Origin of the sequence: Flaviflexus salsibiostraticola (assembly GCF_003952265.1) — a bacterium.
GTDB lineage: Bacteria > Actinomycetota > Actinomycetes > Actinomycetales > Actinomycetaceae > Flaviflexus > Flaviflexus salsibiostraticola.
Map to the genome: position 1 here is coordinate 1821380 of NZ_CP034438.1, position 14155 is coordinate 1835534.

At 66.5% G+C, this 14155-nt stretch carries 16 protein-coding genes and 1 pseudogene; 10 read left to right on the forward strand and 7 right to left on the reverse strand.

Features of this window, described 5'->3' with window-relative positions; genetic code table 11:
* Positions 1-21 precede the first annotated feature (21 nt).
* From EJO69_RS08385 to EJO69_RS08400, 4 genes are all read left to right on the forward strand, one after another.
* Positions 22-1356 carry an alpha/beta fold hydrolase gene (locus tag EJO69_RS08385; protein WP_126040957.1) on the forward strand — a complete coding sequence of 445 codons (1335 nt, stop codon included), beginning with the start codon at positions 22-24 and terminating at the stop codon, positions 1354-1356.
* Positions 1357-1490: 134 nt separating this feature from the next.
* On the forward strand, positions 1491-2330 hold the full coding sequence (locus tag EJO69_RS08390; RefSeq protein ID WP_126040959.1) for a phosphotransferase: 840 nt from the start codon (positions 1491-1493) through the stop codon (positions 2328-2330).
* Positions 2331-2443: 113 nt separating this feature from the next.
* Positions 2444-3784 (forward strand): SWIM zinc finger family protein, encoded by a 1341-nt coding sequence (locus tag EJO69_RS08395; RefSeq protein WP_126040961.1) that lies wholly within the window; start codon positions 2444-2446, stop codon positions 3782-3784.
* Positions 3785-3807: 23 nt separating this feature from the next.
* Positions 3808-5463, forward strand: coding sequence for a DEAD/DEAH box helicase (locus EJO69_RS08400; protein WP_126040963.1), 1656 nt, complete (start codon positions 3808-3810; stop codon positions 5461-5463).
* Positions 5464-5552: 89 nt separating this feature from the next.
* Here the strand turns inward: EJO69_RS08400 and EJO69_RS08405 are convergent, their stop codons facing one another.
* From EJO69_RS08405 to ilvA, 5 genes and pseudogenes are all read right to left on the reverse strand, one after another.
* On the reverse strand, positions 5553-6170 hold the full coding sequence (locus EJO69_RS08405) for a 1-acyl-sn-glycerol-3-phosphate acyltransferase (RefSeq protein WP_245993595.1): 618 nt from the start codon (positions 6168-6170) through the stop codon (positions 5553-5555).
* A gap of 4 nt (positions 6171-6174) precedes the next feature.
* On the reverse strand, positions 6175-6483 hold the full coding sequence (locus EJO69_RS08410; protein ID WP_126040966.1) for an antibiotic biosynthesis monooxygenase family protein: 309 nt from the start codon (positions 6481-6483) through the stop codon (positions 6175-6177).
* An 18-nt stretch (positions 6484-6501) separates the two neighbouring features.
* Positions 6502-7332 carry a thioredoxin domain-containing protein gene (locus EJO69_RS08415; RefSeq protein ID WP_164519915.1) on the reverse strand — a complete coding sequence of 277 codons (831 nt, stop codon included), beginning with the start codon at positions 7330-7332 and terminating at the stop codon, positions 6502-6504.
* A pseudogene (locus EJO69_RS08420) lies at positions 7329-8347 on the reverse strand (pyridoxal-phosphate dependent enzyme). The gene EJO69_RS08415 and the pseudogene EJO69_RS08420 overlap by 4 nt, the downstream one beginning before the upstream one ends.
* Positions 8348-8357: 10 nt before the next feature.
* On the reverse strand, positions 8358-9605 hold the full coding sequence (ilvA, locus tag EJO69_RS08430; RefSeq protein WP_126040974.1) for a threonine ammonia-lyase IlvA: 1248 nt from the start codon (positions 9603-9605) through the stop codon (positions 8358-8360).
* 81 nt (positions 9606-9686) lie between these two features.
* On the opposite strand from ilvA, the gene EJO69_RS08435 reads away from it, so the two are divergent.
* From EJO69_RS08435 to EJO69_RS08445, 3 genes are read left to right on the forward strand one after another with little or no spacing between them, the layout of a single operon-like run.
* Complete coding sequence (locus tag EJO69_RS08435; protein ID WP_126040976.1) at positions 9687-10319, forward strand: CYTH domain-containing protein; 633 nt, start codon at positions 9687-9689, stop codon at positions 10317-10319.
* Positions 10319-10825 carry a gluconokinase gene (locus tag EJO69_RS08440; protein ID WP_126040978.1) on the forward strand — a complete coding sequence of 169 codons (507 nt, stop codon included), beginning with the start codon at positions 10319-10321 and terminating at the stop codon, positions 10823-10825. Before EJO69_RS08435 ends, EJO69_RS08440 begins: the two co-directional genes overlap by 1 nt.
* A gap of 47 nt (positions 10826-10872) precedes the next feature.
* Positions 10873-11295: a YccF domain-containing protein gene (locus EJO69_RS08445; RefSeq protein ID WP_126040980.1), complete on the forward strand. Its 423-nt coding sequence runs from the start codon at positions 10873-10875 to the stop codon at positions 11293-11295.
* Here the strand turns inward: EJO69_RS08445 and EJO69_RS08450 are convergent.
* Both EJO69_RS08450 and EJO69_RS08455 read right to left on the reverse strand, forming a co-directional pair.
* On the reverse strand, positions 11292-12080 hold the full coding sequence (locus EJO69_RS08450; RefSeq protein WP_126040982.1) for a cadmium-containing carbonic anhydrase: 789 nt from the start codon (positions 12078-12080) through the stop codon (positions 11292-11294). The two genes, EJO69_RS08445 and EJO69_RS08450, sit on opposite strands and share 4 nt — an antisense overlap.
* A gap of 3 nt (positions 12081-12083) precedes the next feature.
* Positions 12084-12353: a cell division protein CrgA gene (locus EJO69_RS08455; RefSeq protein WP_126040984.1), complete on the reverse strand. Its 270-nt coding sequence runs from the start codon at positions 12351-12353 to the stop codon at positions 12084-12086.
* Positions 12354-12418: 65 nt separating this feature from the next.
* Between EJO69_RS08455 and EJO69_RS08460 the strand changes: the two genes are divergently transcribed.
* The 3 genes from EJO69_RS08460 to EJO69_RS08465 are packed head-to-tail and all read left to right on the forward strand — an operon-like array spanning position 12419 to position 13965.
* The gene (locus EJO69_RS08460) at positions 12419-13174 is read left to right on the forward strand and encodes a class E sortase (protein WP_126040986.1); all 756 of its coding nucleotides are present in this window, start codon (positions 12419-12421) and stop codon (positions 13172-13174) included.
* On the forward strand, positions 13175-13330 hold the full coding sequence (locus EJO69_RS12345) for a hypothetical protein (RefSeq protein WP_164519916.1): 156 nt from the start codon (positions 13175-13177) through the stop codon (positions 13328-13330). It begins immediately after the preceding gene.
* Positions 13330-13965, forward strand: a complete 636-nt coding sequence (locus tag EJO69_RS08465) for an anthranilate synthase component II (RefSeq protein WP_126040988.1) — start codon at positions 13330-13332, stop codon at positions 13963-13965. The genes EJO69_RS12345 and EJO69_RS08465 overlap by 1 nt, the downstream gene beginning before the upstream one ends.
* The last annotated feature ends 190 nt before the right edge of the window (positions 13966-14155 follow it).

The following is a 14155-nucleotide window of genomic DNA, read 5'->3' on the forward strand; positions in this document are numbered from 1 at the left end:
GACTCGGGGGATAATCACCCCATGGCACTTGAGACTGACACCTATCGGATCGCAGCGGACACGTTCCTCGACCACCGGATCAGCGTCCCGCTCGACCGGAGCGGAACAATCCCCGGCGGTATCACCGTTTTCGCGCGCGAGATCGTGCGCGACGGGGGCGAGAAGGCACCGCGGCTGGTCTTCTTCCAAGGCGGCCCCGGATCGGCGGCGCCCCGCCCCGCGGCCGTCGGGGGATGGATCGAGTGGGCACTCGGACACTATCGGGTGGTCCTCATCGATCAGCGCGGCACGGGAGCCTCCCACCCAATCGACGCGGCCGTCATCGGCGAGCAGGGCGACCCGCAGGCCCAGGCCGATTTTCTCGCCTGCTTCCGAGCGGACTCGATCATTGCCGATGCGGAGGACCTGAGGCACGAGCTTCAGGGTGACGAGCCGTGGCACGTGCTCGGCCAGTCCTACGGCGGCTTCATCAACACCGCCTATCTCTCCCGTGCGCCCGAGGGCCTCGCGTCGGTCATGATCACCGCCGGACTGCCGTCTGTCACGCGGCACGCGATCGAGACCTACCGCCTCACGTGGCCGCTGACGGAGAAGCGCTGCGCGGAGATGTACAGGACATTCCCCGGGCTTCGGGACCGGGTGTGGGATGTGGCCGTCCATCTTGACGAGCACGACGAGCGCCTCGTGACGGGCGAACGGCTGAGCGCGGCTCGCATGCGCATGCTCGGACTGCTCCTCGGCTACTCTTACGGCCCTCAGTCCCTCCACTTCATGTTCGCCGACCCGTTCGTCACCGTCCGGGGCGAGAAGCGGCTGAACTCCCGATTCCTCATCGAGGCCTCCGAGCACCTGTCATTCGCCGCCAATCCCATCTACGGAGTGCTCCACGAGTCGATCTACGCAGGCACCGCGGCTGGCCCCACCGACTGGGCTGCGCACCGTGCCCGCAGCGAATTCCCCCAATTCGCGCTCCCGGGCACGCCCGACTCGCCCTTCTCCACCGAAAGAGAGGTGCAGGACGCCGGAACCGACCTTCTCTTCTCGGGTGAGCACGTATTCCCGTGGCAGATGCGCGAGGATCCGGCCCTCGCCCCGCTCGCCGAGGCGGCGCACCTTGTCGCGGCTCGCCCGTTCGACTCCCTCTACGACCTCGATGTGCTCGCGGAGAATACGGTCCCCGCCTCCGGCTGGATCTATTGGGACGACATGTTCGTTCCTGCAGCGCTCTCCCTCGAGACTGCGGAACAGATCCGGGGATTCCAGCCCATCATCACGAACGACTATCACCACGACGGGCTCAGGGCCGATGGCGCGAAGCTGCTCGAGAGAATGCACGTGCTCAACTCACGGACCTGATGATTTCGTGTCGTTCGGCGGGGCGAGTGTCGCCTCGCCTGGTGACGCCGTCGCGTGAATCACGGCGAAGGGCAGTCAAACTGTGTTGGACTTCTACAGTGAGAACACGACGCGCACAGAAGGGCGACTAGACGATGGCACCGACGATCCCTCAACCGGTGGTCGACCGGCTGGCCCTCGACGTTCCCGCTGACCTGGCTCCCGACGGCCGACCTGCCTACGTGGGTGAAGCCGGCGGTATCGAGGCATATCGCTGGGGCAGCCTCCTCATGCGGCTGCCGACGTCGGATGAGGCCGTGAACTCGATCGAGAATGAGAGCCGATGGCTCGAGGAGGCGACGGCCGGACTCGTCCGGGCGGGTATCAGCGCGCCGATCCCCCGATACCGGGGCAGCCCGAGCGCTGCTTTCACCCGCCCCTGGCTGCTCGTCGCCGTCGACGGAGAGCCGCTTCCCACCGTCCCGGTGGATGACCGGGGGCGGATCGCTCGCGACCTGGCGGTCGGGCTCGCCGCGCTCCACGCGAAGGCCCCAGCCGCCGCTCCGGCGGTGGCTTCGCTGAACGCAATGGCGGAGGCCCTCGAGGAGGCCGTGGCCGGAAATCCGCAGGCCGACCGACTGCGAGCTCTCTTCGCCAGGGGAGTCGAGGCGGACCCTTGGGAGGGGGAGCCCGTCTGGTGCCACGCCCGCCTCGACCCGGGCAGTCTGCTGACAGCGGGAGGGCGGCTCGTCGGCGTCGGCTTCACCGGCATCGGCCGCGGCGACCCGGCAGTCGACTATGCGATCTTCCATCTCGGTTTCACAGCCCAGCAGAGAGCGGATGCCCGCGTCATCCTCCGCGCCCTCGGCGCAGCCGACGATGGGGCGCTGTGGACGCGGGCGGAGGGATGGGCGGCCTACAGAGCGGCGAGTCTCGTCGCGTCTGGTGAGCCGCTGGCGCGCGACTACGTGGACCTACTCCTCGCCGACAGCTGAGCGAAGGGCGCGGGCGGGGAGAGGACTGCCCCCGGGGGAGAAATCTGCCCCCCGGGCAGTGGCTGATACCACCGACACCCCATCGGGACCGAGGGGCGTCGTAAACTGGAGGAATGGCTGAAAACCTGTCCCACCATGCGCGGGATCTCTCGGATGAGGATCTGGAGGAGATCTTCGACGTCCGGACGATCGAGCGCGGACGCGGCTACAGTCGTGACGGCCGCGTCGAGTCGATCTCGGACGACGACCAGATCGTCGCCCGAGTTCGGGGGAATGGCCGAAGCTACCTCGTCGTCATCGAAGACCTCGACCCGTTCGAGGGGCAGTGCACGTGCCCGGTCGGCCACCTGTGCAAGCACATGGTCGCGACGCTCCTCGTGCTCGGGGCAGGGGGTGACATGGGCTGGCGTGGCCTCCTCACCGCCATCACGGCCCAGCGTAGGCCCAATGGGATCAGCCTCGGACTCGGCCTCGGTACCCGACATGACGGTGTCCCGCTCACCCCTTACCGCAGGTCGGGAGAGCACTGGGTGAAGCTGCCCTGGCCTGACCTCATGAACAGCAGCTGGCAGTCGACGACGGACGGTCTGAATGGCGAGCAGGTCGCCGTGCTGCGCCACCTCCATCGCACCGCCCGGCGCACCCGCCCCTGGAACTCGCCGTCCGACATACTCCTGTCGGACCTCGGTGCCGAGGCAGTCTCCTTCCTGCGGCAGGTCGCCAGTTCGGGGATGACGGTGCTCGACCCGGACATGCAGGCCGTCGAGCTGGCGGACGACGCGTGGCATGTGCGGCTTGAGATTGAGGGTGAGACCGACCTGACGGCGCGGCCGGTGGCGGCCCGCCCCGATGGGATCCGCGCCTACGCCCTTCCGGGCGTCGTCCCCGCGATTGCCCTGTCCCAGGGCCGGATCGCCCCCGTCGACACGGCCGTGCCCACGCAGATCCATTCGATGATCGCGGCGAAGAGCAGCATCCACGTGGACGATGCGGACAGGCTCGAGTTCGAGGCCGACTTCATTCCTGCACTCGGCGGCGTCGAGCTGCACTCGCCGGACGGCTCGTTCAGCCCGACAGAGTTCACTGAGCCGAGGCTCCATCTCCACGTAACGAGGGCGGGGCCCGCGTTTCGGCTGGAGTGGCGTCAGGCGAGGAGGGCAGCCGGCCATGCGGAGCCCCTCATCACCGACCTCGGTGTGCGGCTCGACGAGGACGCCGCCATCGTCGATACCTTCTGGAGGGAGGCGGGCCTACCATCGCAGGGTGCGATCCCGGCCCCACGGCAGATCGGTCCCGAGCATCTCGGCGCCTTCCGAGAGGTCTTCGTCCCCGCGCTCGAAGAGCACGGCATCGGCGTCACCTTCGGAGAGCGGGGCGACATCACCTTCGTCAACTCTGCCCCGAGCTCAAGGTCAATGCGGCGAGCGAGCGGGATTGGCTCGACCTCGCCCTGACGGTCGAAGTCGAGGGTCACAGTGTGCCCCTTCCCGTCCTCTATGCGGCCCTGGTGGGCGGTCAGCCCTACCTCGAGTTCGGCGATATCCTCATCAAACTCGGCGCCGAGTTCGATCAGCTGCGGGCCCTGCTCCGAGAGGCGGCGATGCTCGGACGGATTAGGGGCAAGACGATCAGCGTTCCCACCCCGCAGGCGCATGCACTGAGTCTGCCGGATGACCTGCTTGAGGGAATTCTCGCCGACAGGCTCAGCCGTCTCGATCGACTGGCTGAGCCCGTCGCTGTCCCGCAGGGACTGGAGGGCACGCTCCGTCCCTATCAGGTGTCGGGATTCTCGTGGCTGGCCCGACTCGCGGAGGCGAGATACGGCGGGATTCTCGCGGACGATATGGGGCTGGGCAAGACCATCCAGATCCTCGCCGCCCTCGCCCACCTCAAAGAGACGGAACAGCTGGCCGGGCCGGTCCTCATCGTCGCACCCACCTCCGTCGTCTCGACGTGGGCGAACGAGGCCGCCCGCTTCACGCCCGGACTGACCGTGAGGACGGTCGATGCGACGAGGAAGAAGCGCCGTATCGGCCTGGCTGAGATGGCGGGCGCGGACATCATCGTCACGTCCTATACGCTTCTGCGGCTCGAGGGCGACGAGTACGGCGACATTCAATGGACGGGACTCGTGCTCGACGAGGCGCAGGCTGTCAAGAACCCCCGGACCGTCGGCTACCGGGCGATCATGTCGCTCGATCGGGAGTGGGCCTTCGCGGTGACCGGCACCCCGGTCGAGAACACCATCGGGGACCTGGCGGCGCTCTTCGCCCTTGTCAGCCCGGGGCTGCTGCCCGGCTCGGAGCGGTTCGCGGAGAAGTTCCGGCGTCCGATTGAGAGGACGGGGGACCCTGCTGCTCGCGCACTTCTCCGGAAGCTCACAAAGCCGTTCCTTATGCGGCGCCGCAAGGACGATGTCGCGCGAGACCTGCCCGAGAAGGTGTCGACAGTTCTAACGGTACCGATGGATGAAGCGCACGAGAGGCGCTACATCAAGCAGCTGGAGAGGGAGCGTCAGGAGGTCCTCGGCCTCATCCGGGACCCTGACGGCAATCGGATCTCCATCCTCGCCTCGCTCACCCGCCTGCGGCGCCTCGCCATCGACCCTGGACTGCTCGAGGCGCGGAAGACACCGGCGGCGAAGACTGAGGTGCTCATGGAGCACCTGCAGTCGCTCCTGCCCTCGGGGCACCAGGTTCTCGTCTTCTCCCAGTTCACGAGCTACCTCGCCCGGATCGCCGAACAGCTCGAGAAGGAGAAGATCCCCTACGCCTACCTTGACGGTGCGACCCGCAACCGGGACCGGGCGATCGACTCCTTCAAGTCCGGGCAGAATCCGGTCTTCCTCATCTCCCTCAAGGCGGGCGGTGTCGGACTCACCCTCATCGAGGCCGACTACGTGTTCGTCATGGACCCGTGGTGGAACCCGGCCGCCGAGGAGCAGGCGATCGACCGCGCCCACCGTATCGGCCAGGACAAGCACGTCCACGTCTACCGGCTGGCTTCAGCCGGCACAATCGAGGAGAAGGTTCTCGCCCTGCAGGAGCGCAAGCGAAAGCTCGCCGGATTCATCGACGAGGGTGCTGGTTCCCAGATCAGCGCCGACGACATTCGGGCGCTTCTCGAGGCGTAGTGACGATGCGTTCGGTGGGTTGCGGCGCGCGACAGAGTCGTGAAAGCGGCGCCGCTGTGCTCCGGCATGGCAGAGTCAGCCCGCAGGCCTCAGGTCATCGGGTGATCGTCGGCCGGCCGGAGCAGGTAGGCGGCGGCCTCGGGATCCGTCTCGGCGCGCAGCCGTGGCAGTGAGGTCTGCTCGGGCTTGAAGCCGCGCTTGTCGCGGTAGAAATCGCGGATCGCCTCCATGTCGGCGTCGATATCCCACGTTGGGTAGTAGGTGGGACCGGTGCCGAAGGTCTTCGTCACCGAGTCGACGAAGCCGAAGGTGAGCGGCAGATTGTTCTCATACGCCATCCGGTAGAAGCCGGACTTCCAGTACTCCTGCTTCGACCGCGTGCCCTTGGGGGTGATGCAGAGCGTGAACGTCTCGTTCTCGGCGACCGCCTGGGCGATGCCGGAGGTGATACCGGTCGACTGACGCCGGTTGACGGGAATGCCGCCGAGCCAGCGGACGAGCGACTTGAGCACGGGATACTTCATGACCTCGTCTTTGACGAGGAAGTTGAAGGACCGTCCCTCGAGCCACATGATGATGACCATGAGCACCGCGTCCATGTTCGACGTGTGGGGTGCGCCGAGGACGATGGATTTCGCGGGCCAGGACTCGATGTGCGGCGTCCACGGGGTGAGGGCCGTCAGGCCCTTGGCAATGCTCTTCTTCAACGCTTTACTGACCACTGCGCACCGCTGTCGAATAGTTCCAGACCTCGGAGGAGATGCCGACAGGGCGCTGGCCCTCGGGTCGGCCGTGCCCCTCCCGGAAATTCGGCGAGTCCCGCCATGCAGCGAAGGAATCCTCGTCCGCCCAGCGGGTGATGACGAGCCACGTCGCGCGGCCGTCCTCCGGGCGGAGCAGCTCGAAGCCCTCAAAACCCGGCACATCGTCCATGGCACCCGCCCGCGGGGCGAAGCGCTCGGCAAGCGCATCGCCGGAGCCCTCGGGCACGTCGATGGCGTTGATCTTCACGACAGTCATGATCAATCCTTCCCGATGCTAGGCTAACCTGCTCTCCACCAACTCGAGGAATTGTTCTTCGGGGAGAGCTCCGGGAACGAGCGTGTCGTGGACGATGAAAGTGGGGGTGCCCGTGACGCCGAGGGCGAGCGCCTGCTCCCGGGAGGTCATGATCTCGGCGAGCGAGTCGGCGCTGGTCATGGCAGCCCGGAAGGCGTCGATGTCGGGCACGCCGACACGCTCCGCCACATCCTCCAAGTAGGCACCGTCGTAGGCAGGGTTGGCCTCGTCGTACACATCCTCATAGAGGGCGTCGCGGTACTCCCAGAATCGCTCCTGCTCACCGGCGGCTCGCGCGGCGAGCGCCGCGTAGACGGAGGCATCTCCGCGCACCGGGTGGTCGCGGTATTCGATCCGGACCTGTCCGGACTCGATGTAGGGCTCGAGCGCCTGCGAGACCTCGACATGCCACTGGGCGCAGTACCAGCACCGATAGTCGGCGTACTGGACGATGACGATCTCCGCATCGACATCACCGCGCGCGTAGGGATCGTTGGGATCCCTTGTCGCCTGCTGGAGCAGCAGCTCCTGTGATGATTCGGCATCGAGCGGATCCGAGGGTGCGCGCCCCGTGCCGTCACGCGGCGGCTGGGCGCCTCCCTGACCGGGGGAGTCGGCCGGTGGCGGGGCAGCGGACGAGACCTGGTCGAGGGTCGCGGTGCTCTCGGACGCCTCCGGTGCCCCATCGTCGCCGCCCAGTGCGAGGACGAGTCCGATCGCGAGTGCGATAACGGCGACGATGAGGATGGAGATGGCGGTGACGAGGCCCCGGTTGGAGGGGGCCGCGCCACCGCGCGGATCAGATGTCACGAAAGCCAGGCCTGCATCTGGGCGATCGCGTCGTCCGGCTTCGCGAGGCAGGCCGCGAAGGTGTCGAGGTCGACGTTGCCGCCCGAGAGGACGACGCCGACACGGGAGCCCCGCTCGATCCTGCCGTCCGCGACGAGCTTCTTGATACCGGCAAGGCCGAGCACGCCGGTCGGCTCGGAGACGAGCTTGAGGCGATCTGCGACGAGCTTCATCGACGTGAAGATCTCCTCATCGGGGACGGAGACGATGCCATCGACCTTCGCCTTCATGATTTCGAAGGTGAGCTCGGAGATGTGGCGGACGCGAGCGCCGTCAGCGATCGTCATCGGGGACGGGATTGTGACGATCTCGCCCTTCTCGAGCGACTGCTCGGCATCGTTCGCCGCGGCGGGCTCGACACCCCAGACCTTGACGTTCGGGTTGAAGACCTTTGCGGACAGGGCCGAGCCGGAGATGAGGCCGCCGCCGCCCACGGGCACGACGACATCATCGAGGTGACCGACCTCGCGGACGAGTTCCATGACCGCGGTGCCGTGGCCGGCGATCAGTTCGGCGTCGTCGAACGACGGGATGACCGCCCAGTTACGCTCCTTCGCGATCTCGGCTGCCATGGCGATGCGGTCGTCCTTCTCGGGGTCGTACATCATGACCTCGACACCGTACGACGTCGCCATGTCGACCTTGACCTTGGGGAGTCCGTCGCCATGAGGACGACGACGGGGATCTCCAGCTGGTACGAGGCGAGCGCCATGGCCTGGCCGTGGTTGCCCGACGAGTAGGTGACAACGCCGCGCTCCTTCGAGACGAGGCCGCGCTCGGCGCGGGCGAGGACCGCGTTGAACACACCGCGGGACTTGAACGACCCGGCTCGCTGCTGGTTCTCGCACTTGATGAGGACCTCGACGCCGAGGTACTTGTTGAGCAGACGAGAGCCGACGACGCGGGTCTCGTGGATGTACGGCTTGATCCGAGCTGCGGCTGCCGCAACATCTTCGAACGTAGGCATATCGGTCATTTCTTCTCCTTCAGAGCAGGAAGCTGAACGCGGGGGTGTCCGGTTCGAGTTTCTCTATTACCAGCGGCGATGCCTTCATCCTCTCCAGGAGGGAGGAGATGCGGCTCGGAACGTCGATCTCGATGCCGACGAGGGCCGGACCGGTCTCGCGGTTGTTCTTCTTCGTGTATTCGAAGAGGACGATGTCCTCGTCGTCGGAGAGGACGTCATCGAGGAAGTGGCGCAGCGCGCCCGGCTGCTGTGGGAACGTGACGAGGAAGTAGTGGCGCAGACCCTCGTGGACCGCCGAGCGCTCGATGATCTCGTCGTATCGGGACAGGTCGTTGTTGCCGCCGGAGACGATGCAGACGACGGGGCTGTCCTCGGCCGTGACGAGGCCGAGCGCCACCACGGTCGAGGCGAGCGCACCGGCGGGCTCCGCGATGATGCCATCCGACTGATAGAGCTCGATCATCTCCGTGCAGACGGCCCCCTCGGGGACCTGGACCACCTCGTCGACGAGGTCGCGGATGATGGGGAATGTGAGGTCGCCGACCCGGGCGACGGCGGTGCCGTCGACGAAGCCGTCGATATCGGGCAGGTAGACGGGTTGGCCCGCCTCGAGCGCCGCCGTCATCGATGCCGCTCCGGCCGGCTCGACACCGATGATCTTGGTGTCGGGAGCGTTCTCCGCCACCCAGATTGCGGTGCCGGCGGCAAGGCCGCCGCCGCCGATGGGGACGATGACGGTCTTGGGGCGTGTCGAGGCCTGCTCGAACACCTCTTTGATGACGGTGCCCTGGCCCGCGATCGTGCGGGGATCGTCGAAGGGGTGGACGTAGACCGCGCCCGTCTTCTCGGCGTACTCCTTCGAGGCGGCTGAGGCCTCGTCGAAGGAGTCCCCGGTGATGATCTGCTCGATCCAGGCACCGCCGATGTCCTGGATGCGGCGGCGCTTCTGGCGCGGCGTCGTCGTGGGCAGGAAGACCTTCCCGTGGATGCGGAGCTGACGGCAGGCGAAGGCGACTCCCTGGGCATGGTTACCGGCAGATGCGCAGACCACCCCGAGGGCGCGCTCCTCCTCCGTTAGTGTGGAGATGAAGCTGTACGCGCCGCGTACCTTGTACGAGCGACCGACTTGGAGGTCCTCTCGCTTGAGAAGCACATCGCCCTTCAGCAGGCCCGACAGCCGCAGCGAGAGCTCGAGCGGCGTCCGTCGAACCATGGGTCCGAGACGCCCCGCCGCGGCGGTGACGTCTGTTCCAGTTGGCTGTCGCATGTCTCCATGGTGCCACGCAGAATCTGAAGAAGGATGGCACTTCGTCCCATATGCACCGGAATTCAGTAAAGAGAAGATGAGATGGATATCGACCCGATAGAGCAGATCTTCGAGTTCGAGCGGAAGTTCTTCGTCTCCGCTCTGCCCGACATCGTCGAGCACGCCAGTCACACCCTCATCATCCAGGGCTATGTGTTCGCTGAGGATGGCTACGCCATCCGCGTGCGCGTCACCGTCCCCGACACGGCACTCTCCTTCGAGGGTTTCGACCCGGAGGTCGATCGGTTCGGCGCCTACGAGCGTCGGATGCTGGCCGGGCTGACGGCGAAACTCAGCGGCGCGTGGATCACGGTCAAGTCCCCGCCGATCTCCGGCCAGCGCTATGAGCTGGACCAGCAGCTCGATGTGAGCGTTGCCGTCTCGATCCTCCAACGGTCCCATCGGATCGTCATCAAGAACCGCCACTCGCTGTGGCTGGGCGAGGACGGGTGGGAGATCGACGAATTCGGCGGGCAGAACACCGGCCTCGTCATCGCCGAATGTGAGCGGACCGGGCCGGTCGTCGACCTCGTCATTCCCGACTTCTGCGAGACCGAGGTGTCATCGGACCTCAGATTCACGAATGATTATCTCTCGCGTCAGCCCTGGGTCGGGTGGGGTGCGCAGTTCCTCGCCGAGCTCGCCGCTCGAGGACCCCACTTCGAGGACAGCTGATGGTCCGCCACATCGTCTGCATGGGAGTATCGGCCACCGGCAAGACAACAATCGGCAGGCTCCTCGCGCAACGCTTCGGAGACATCGAGTTCCTCGAGGGCGATGACCTCCACAGCCAGGAGAACAGGGACCGCATGGCCCGGGGCGTCGCTCTCACCGATGAGGATCGTGCCCCCTGGCTCGCGAGGATCAGGGAGTGGATGAACGACCGGGGTCGGTCCGGGCGGTCCACCGTCGTCGCCTGTTCGGCGCTCAAAAGAGGCTATCGGGACGTGCTGCGGGAGGCGGAGGGCGACGTCGTCTTCGTCCATATCAGCCCGCCCGAGGATCTCCTGCGGGCGAGGATGAGGGAGCGGACCGGGCACTATATGGGGCCCGAGCAGCTCGACGATCAGCTGGCGACACTCGAGCCGCTCGGCAGCGACGAGGCGGGCTTCACCGTCGACAACCGGCAGGGGCCCGAGATGGTCGCCGACGAGATCGCCACCCGCCTCACTGCCCTGTGAGCCCCGGTCTCGCGGCGTAGACTGGAGTCGGCAAGCGAAAGGCTCCCATGAACTTCCTGTTGAACGTCATCTGGCTCGTCTTCGGCGGCTTCATCCTCTTCCTCGAATACATCGTCGCCGGGGTGCTCGCCGTCATCTTCATCATCACGATTCCCGTCGGCGTCGCCTGCTTCAGGATCGCCGCCTACGTCCTGTGGCCGTTCGGGAAGGTCGTCGTCGCCAAGCCGGGCGCGGGCGCCGGCAGCACGATCATGAACGTCCTGTGGTTCCTTCTGCCGGGCTGGGTGCTCGCGCTCAGCCACTTGGTCACCGCCTTCTTCCAGGCGATCACCATCATCGGGATCCCGCTGGCCATCGCCAACCTCAAGATGATCCCGATCACGTGCTTCCCGTTCGGGAAGGACGTCATGTCCGAGGACGAGGCCAGACGCCGACGAGAGCACGTGCTGCTCGTCGGCCCCCGCGCCTAGTTGTGATGGAGGACGGTCATCGTCGGTTCCGCGAGGAACGCGAGCGTCGCGATCGTGAAGGCGTTCATCGCCGACAGCGCACGCTCACGATCGACGCCGAACTGATCTGCCAGCCAATCGGCCGCGACCTCGAGTGACCAGACGTCGACGTCGAACACGTCGACCCCGCCGAGGCGATCGAGTGTGTTCTGGTCGATCGTCGTGCCCTTCTCGTGGTTGACGACGATCGCGATCTCCGAGTGGACCCCGCGGAGCGGTGTGACGCGCGAGCCCGGGTCCTCGTGGAAGATGCGATAGATGCCGGCCGAGTCGAGAGCCTCCCCCGTCAGGGAGGCGAGTGGGTAGGTCGTGGGCACCCGCATGTCGAGCGCCTCGGCGCATTCGCGCACGAGTGGTTCGGTCTCGTTGGCGAGGGCGATGATGTCGGGAGCCCAGTCGAGGGCGCCGCACCCGCTCGAATGATCATCGGGGCCGGTGTGGATATGCGGCTCCATCCCCGCCTCGGTCAGCCGCGCCGCGAGCTCGCCGGCACCCCACATGGGGTCGGCGATGCCGCGGGTCGCCGCAAGCCCGATGAGGAGGCTGAGGCTCGCGCCGGGCGCGCACGGAGCGATGGTCTGATACGGGGTTGTCGGACGCCGGCCGTCGATGCAGCGCCCGGGGAGGAGTTCGTCGGTCGCCGTGTAGAGCGACCCGTCGGCGTCGGCCAGCGCGAGCGGGCCGAGTGCCGGGTGATCGGGATCAGGTGCTATCGACCCGCGTGCCAGCTTCGCAAACTGCTCCATCGATCACTTCCATCCGAGTGTCATGAGGAAACCGACAAGCATGACGCCGAAGCCGACGAACAGGTTGTAGTTGCCATTGTCGAACGGGATCGGCCAATTGCCGCTGGTCACGTACGCGGTCACGACGATGATGAGTCCGAGCACCATGAGACCCACCATCAGGGGGGCCCACCATCTCGGTGAGGATGTCGGCTCACGGCCCTTTTCGATCTCGACCTCTCTCTGGGCGCGCTTCTTCTCGACTGCGGCCTTGCGGTGCCTCGACTCGGGCATGTTCGCTCCTTCGGATTGGGGTGGCATAATCTTAACCGGACAACCCGCGAATTGAGGAGGCGGCGATGCGGCACAGCGCCCCTGCCAGGCCATCTGCCCTTTCGCGCGTGCTCGGCGTGGTCGGCGAAGTCCTTCTCACCGCCGGAATCATCGTCTTTCTCTTCCTTGTGTGGCAGCTCTGGTGGACCGATGTCATCGCCAGCCGCGAGCAGTCCCGGCTCGTCGAGAGCTTCTACGACGAGAACAATGGCATGGGTTCGGACGGTGATGCGGCGGAGAGGGTCCCCGCCCCCGAGTACCGGACGGACCCGCCGTCCGCCGCGGGCACCGGCGCCATTCGCGACAGCGTCGACACGAACGAGCTGTGGGCGGTGCTCCACGTTCCGGCCTTCGGCGACGACTACCAGGTCGGGATCGCCGAGGGCATCGACCTCAAGTCCGTGCTCGACCGGGGGAGCCTCGGCCACTATCCGGAGACCCAGCTCCCCGGGGAGGTCGGCAACTTCGCCGTCGCCGGGCACCGGCAGTCCTATGGCGCGCCCCTGTGGAACCAGCCGAACCTCGCAATCGGCGCCCCCCTCATTGTCGAAACCTCCGATACCTACTACGTCTACCGGGTGACCGAACACGACATCGTTGCCCCCAGCGCCATCGAGGTGCTCGCGCCCGTCCCCATGCAGCCCGGCGCACCCCCGAACGGCCACTTCATGACGCTGACAACCTGTCATCCACCGTTCGTCTCGAATGAGCGCTGGATCACGTTCGCCGAGCTCGACTACTGGGCGCCCCGCTCCGAGGGCACCCCGAAGGAGATGCTGTAGATGTACTCCGCGCTGTACCGATGGCTGCCCGGACCGACCTGGCTGAAGATCATCCAGGTTCTTCTCCTCCTCGCCGCCGCCATCGTCCTCCTCTTCGGCTGGGTGTTCCCGTGGGCGGCCGATAATCTTCCGATCACAGACAATACGGTGGGCTGATGAGCAAGATTCTGATCGTCGACAACTACGACTCGTTCGTCTACACGATCGCCGACTACCTGCAGCAGCTCGGCGCCGAGGTCGACATCGTCCGCAACGACCAGGTCGAGCCGGACGAGGCGGCCGACTACGACGGTGTCCTCATCTCCCCCGGCCCGGGTGCGCCGGCGGACGCAGGAGTCTCGCTCGACATGATCCGCTACTGCTCGGACGCGGGGAAGCCCCTCCTCGGGGTGTGTCTCGGCCACCAGGCTCTTGCCGAGGCCTTCGGTGGGACGGTTGCCCACTCGCCGGAGCTCATGCACGGGAAGACTTCCCAGATCGCCCACTCGGGCGACGGGGTGTTCGATTCCCTGCCGAGCCCGCTCGAGGTGACCCGCTACCATTCCCTCGCGATCGAGGACGGCACGGTCCCCGAGGATCTCGAGGTGACGGCCAGCGTGCTGACTGCCAACGGCGAGGTCATCATGGCAGTCCAGCACCGCTCCCTGCCGCTGTGGGGCGTCCAGTTCCACCCCGAATCCATCCTCACCCAGGGCGGCCATCGGATGCTGGCGAACTGGCTCGCCCTCACGGGTGACGAGGAGGCAGTGGGGGCCTCAGCCAGCCTCGCTCCCCTCATCAACCGAGGCTGACACACGGAGGTTCGTGCGTGCCCGGGCGTCCTGAAGGACGTTAGCTGGGTCGTGAGCACTCCTCTACTGGTCCGCTGCTGAATCCCGGCGCGGCATCCGTCGCCACCCACATGGGCCTGTGTCGAGGGATCACCTCACGCGCCCAGCGTTGCGATTAAAAGCGGCGATATGACTGCGACCGCCGCAGTCC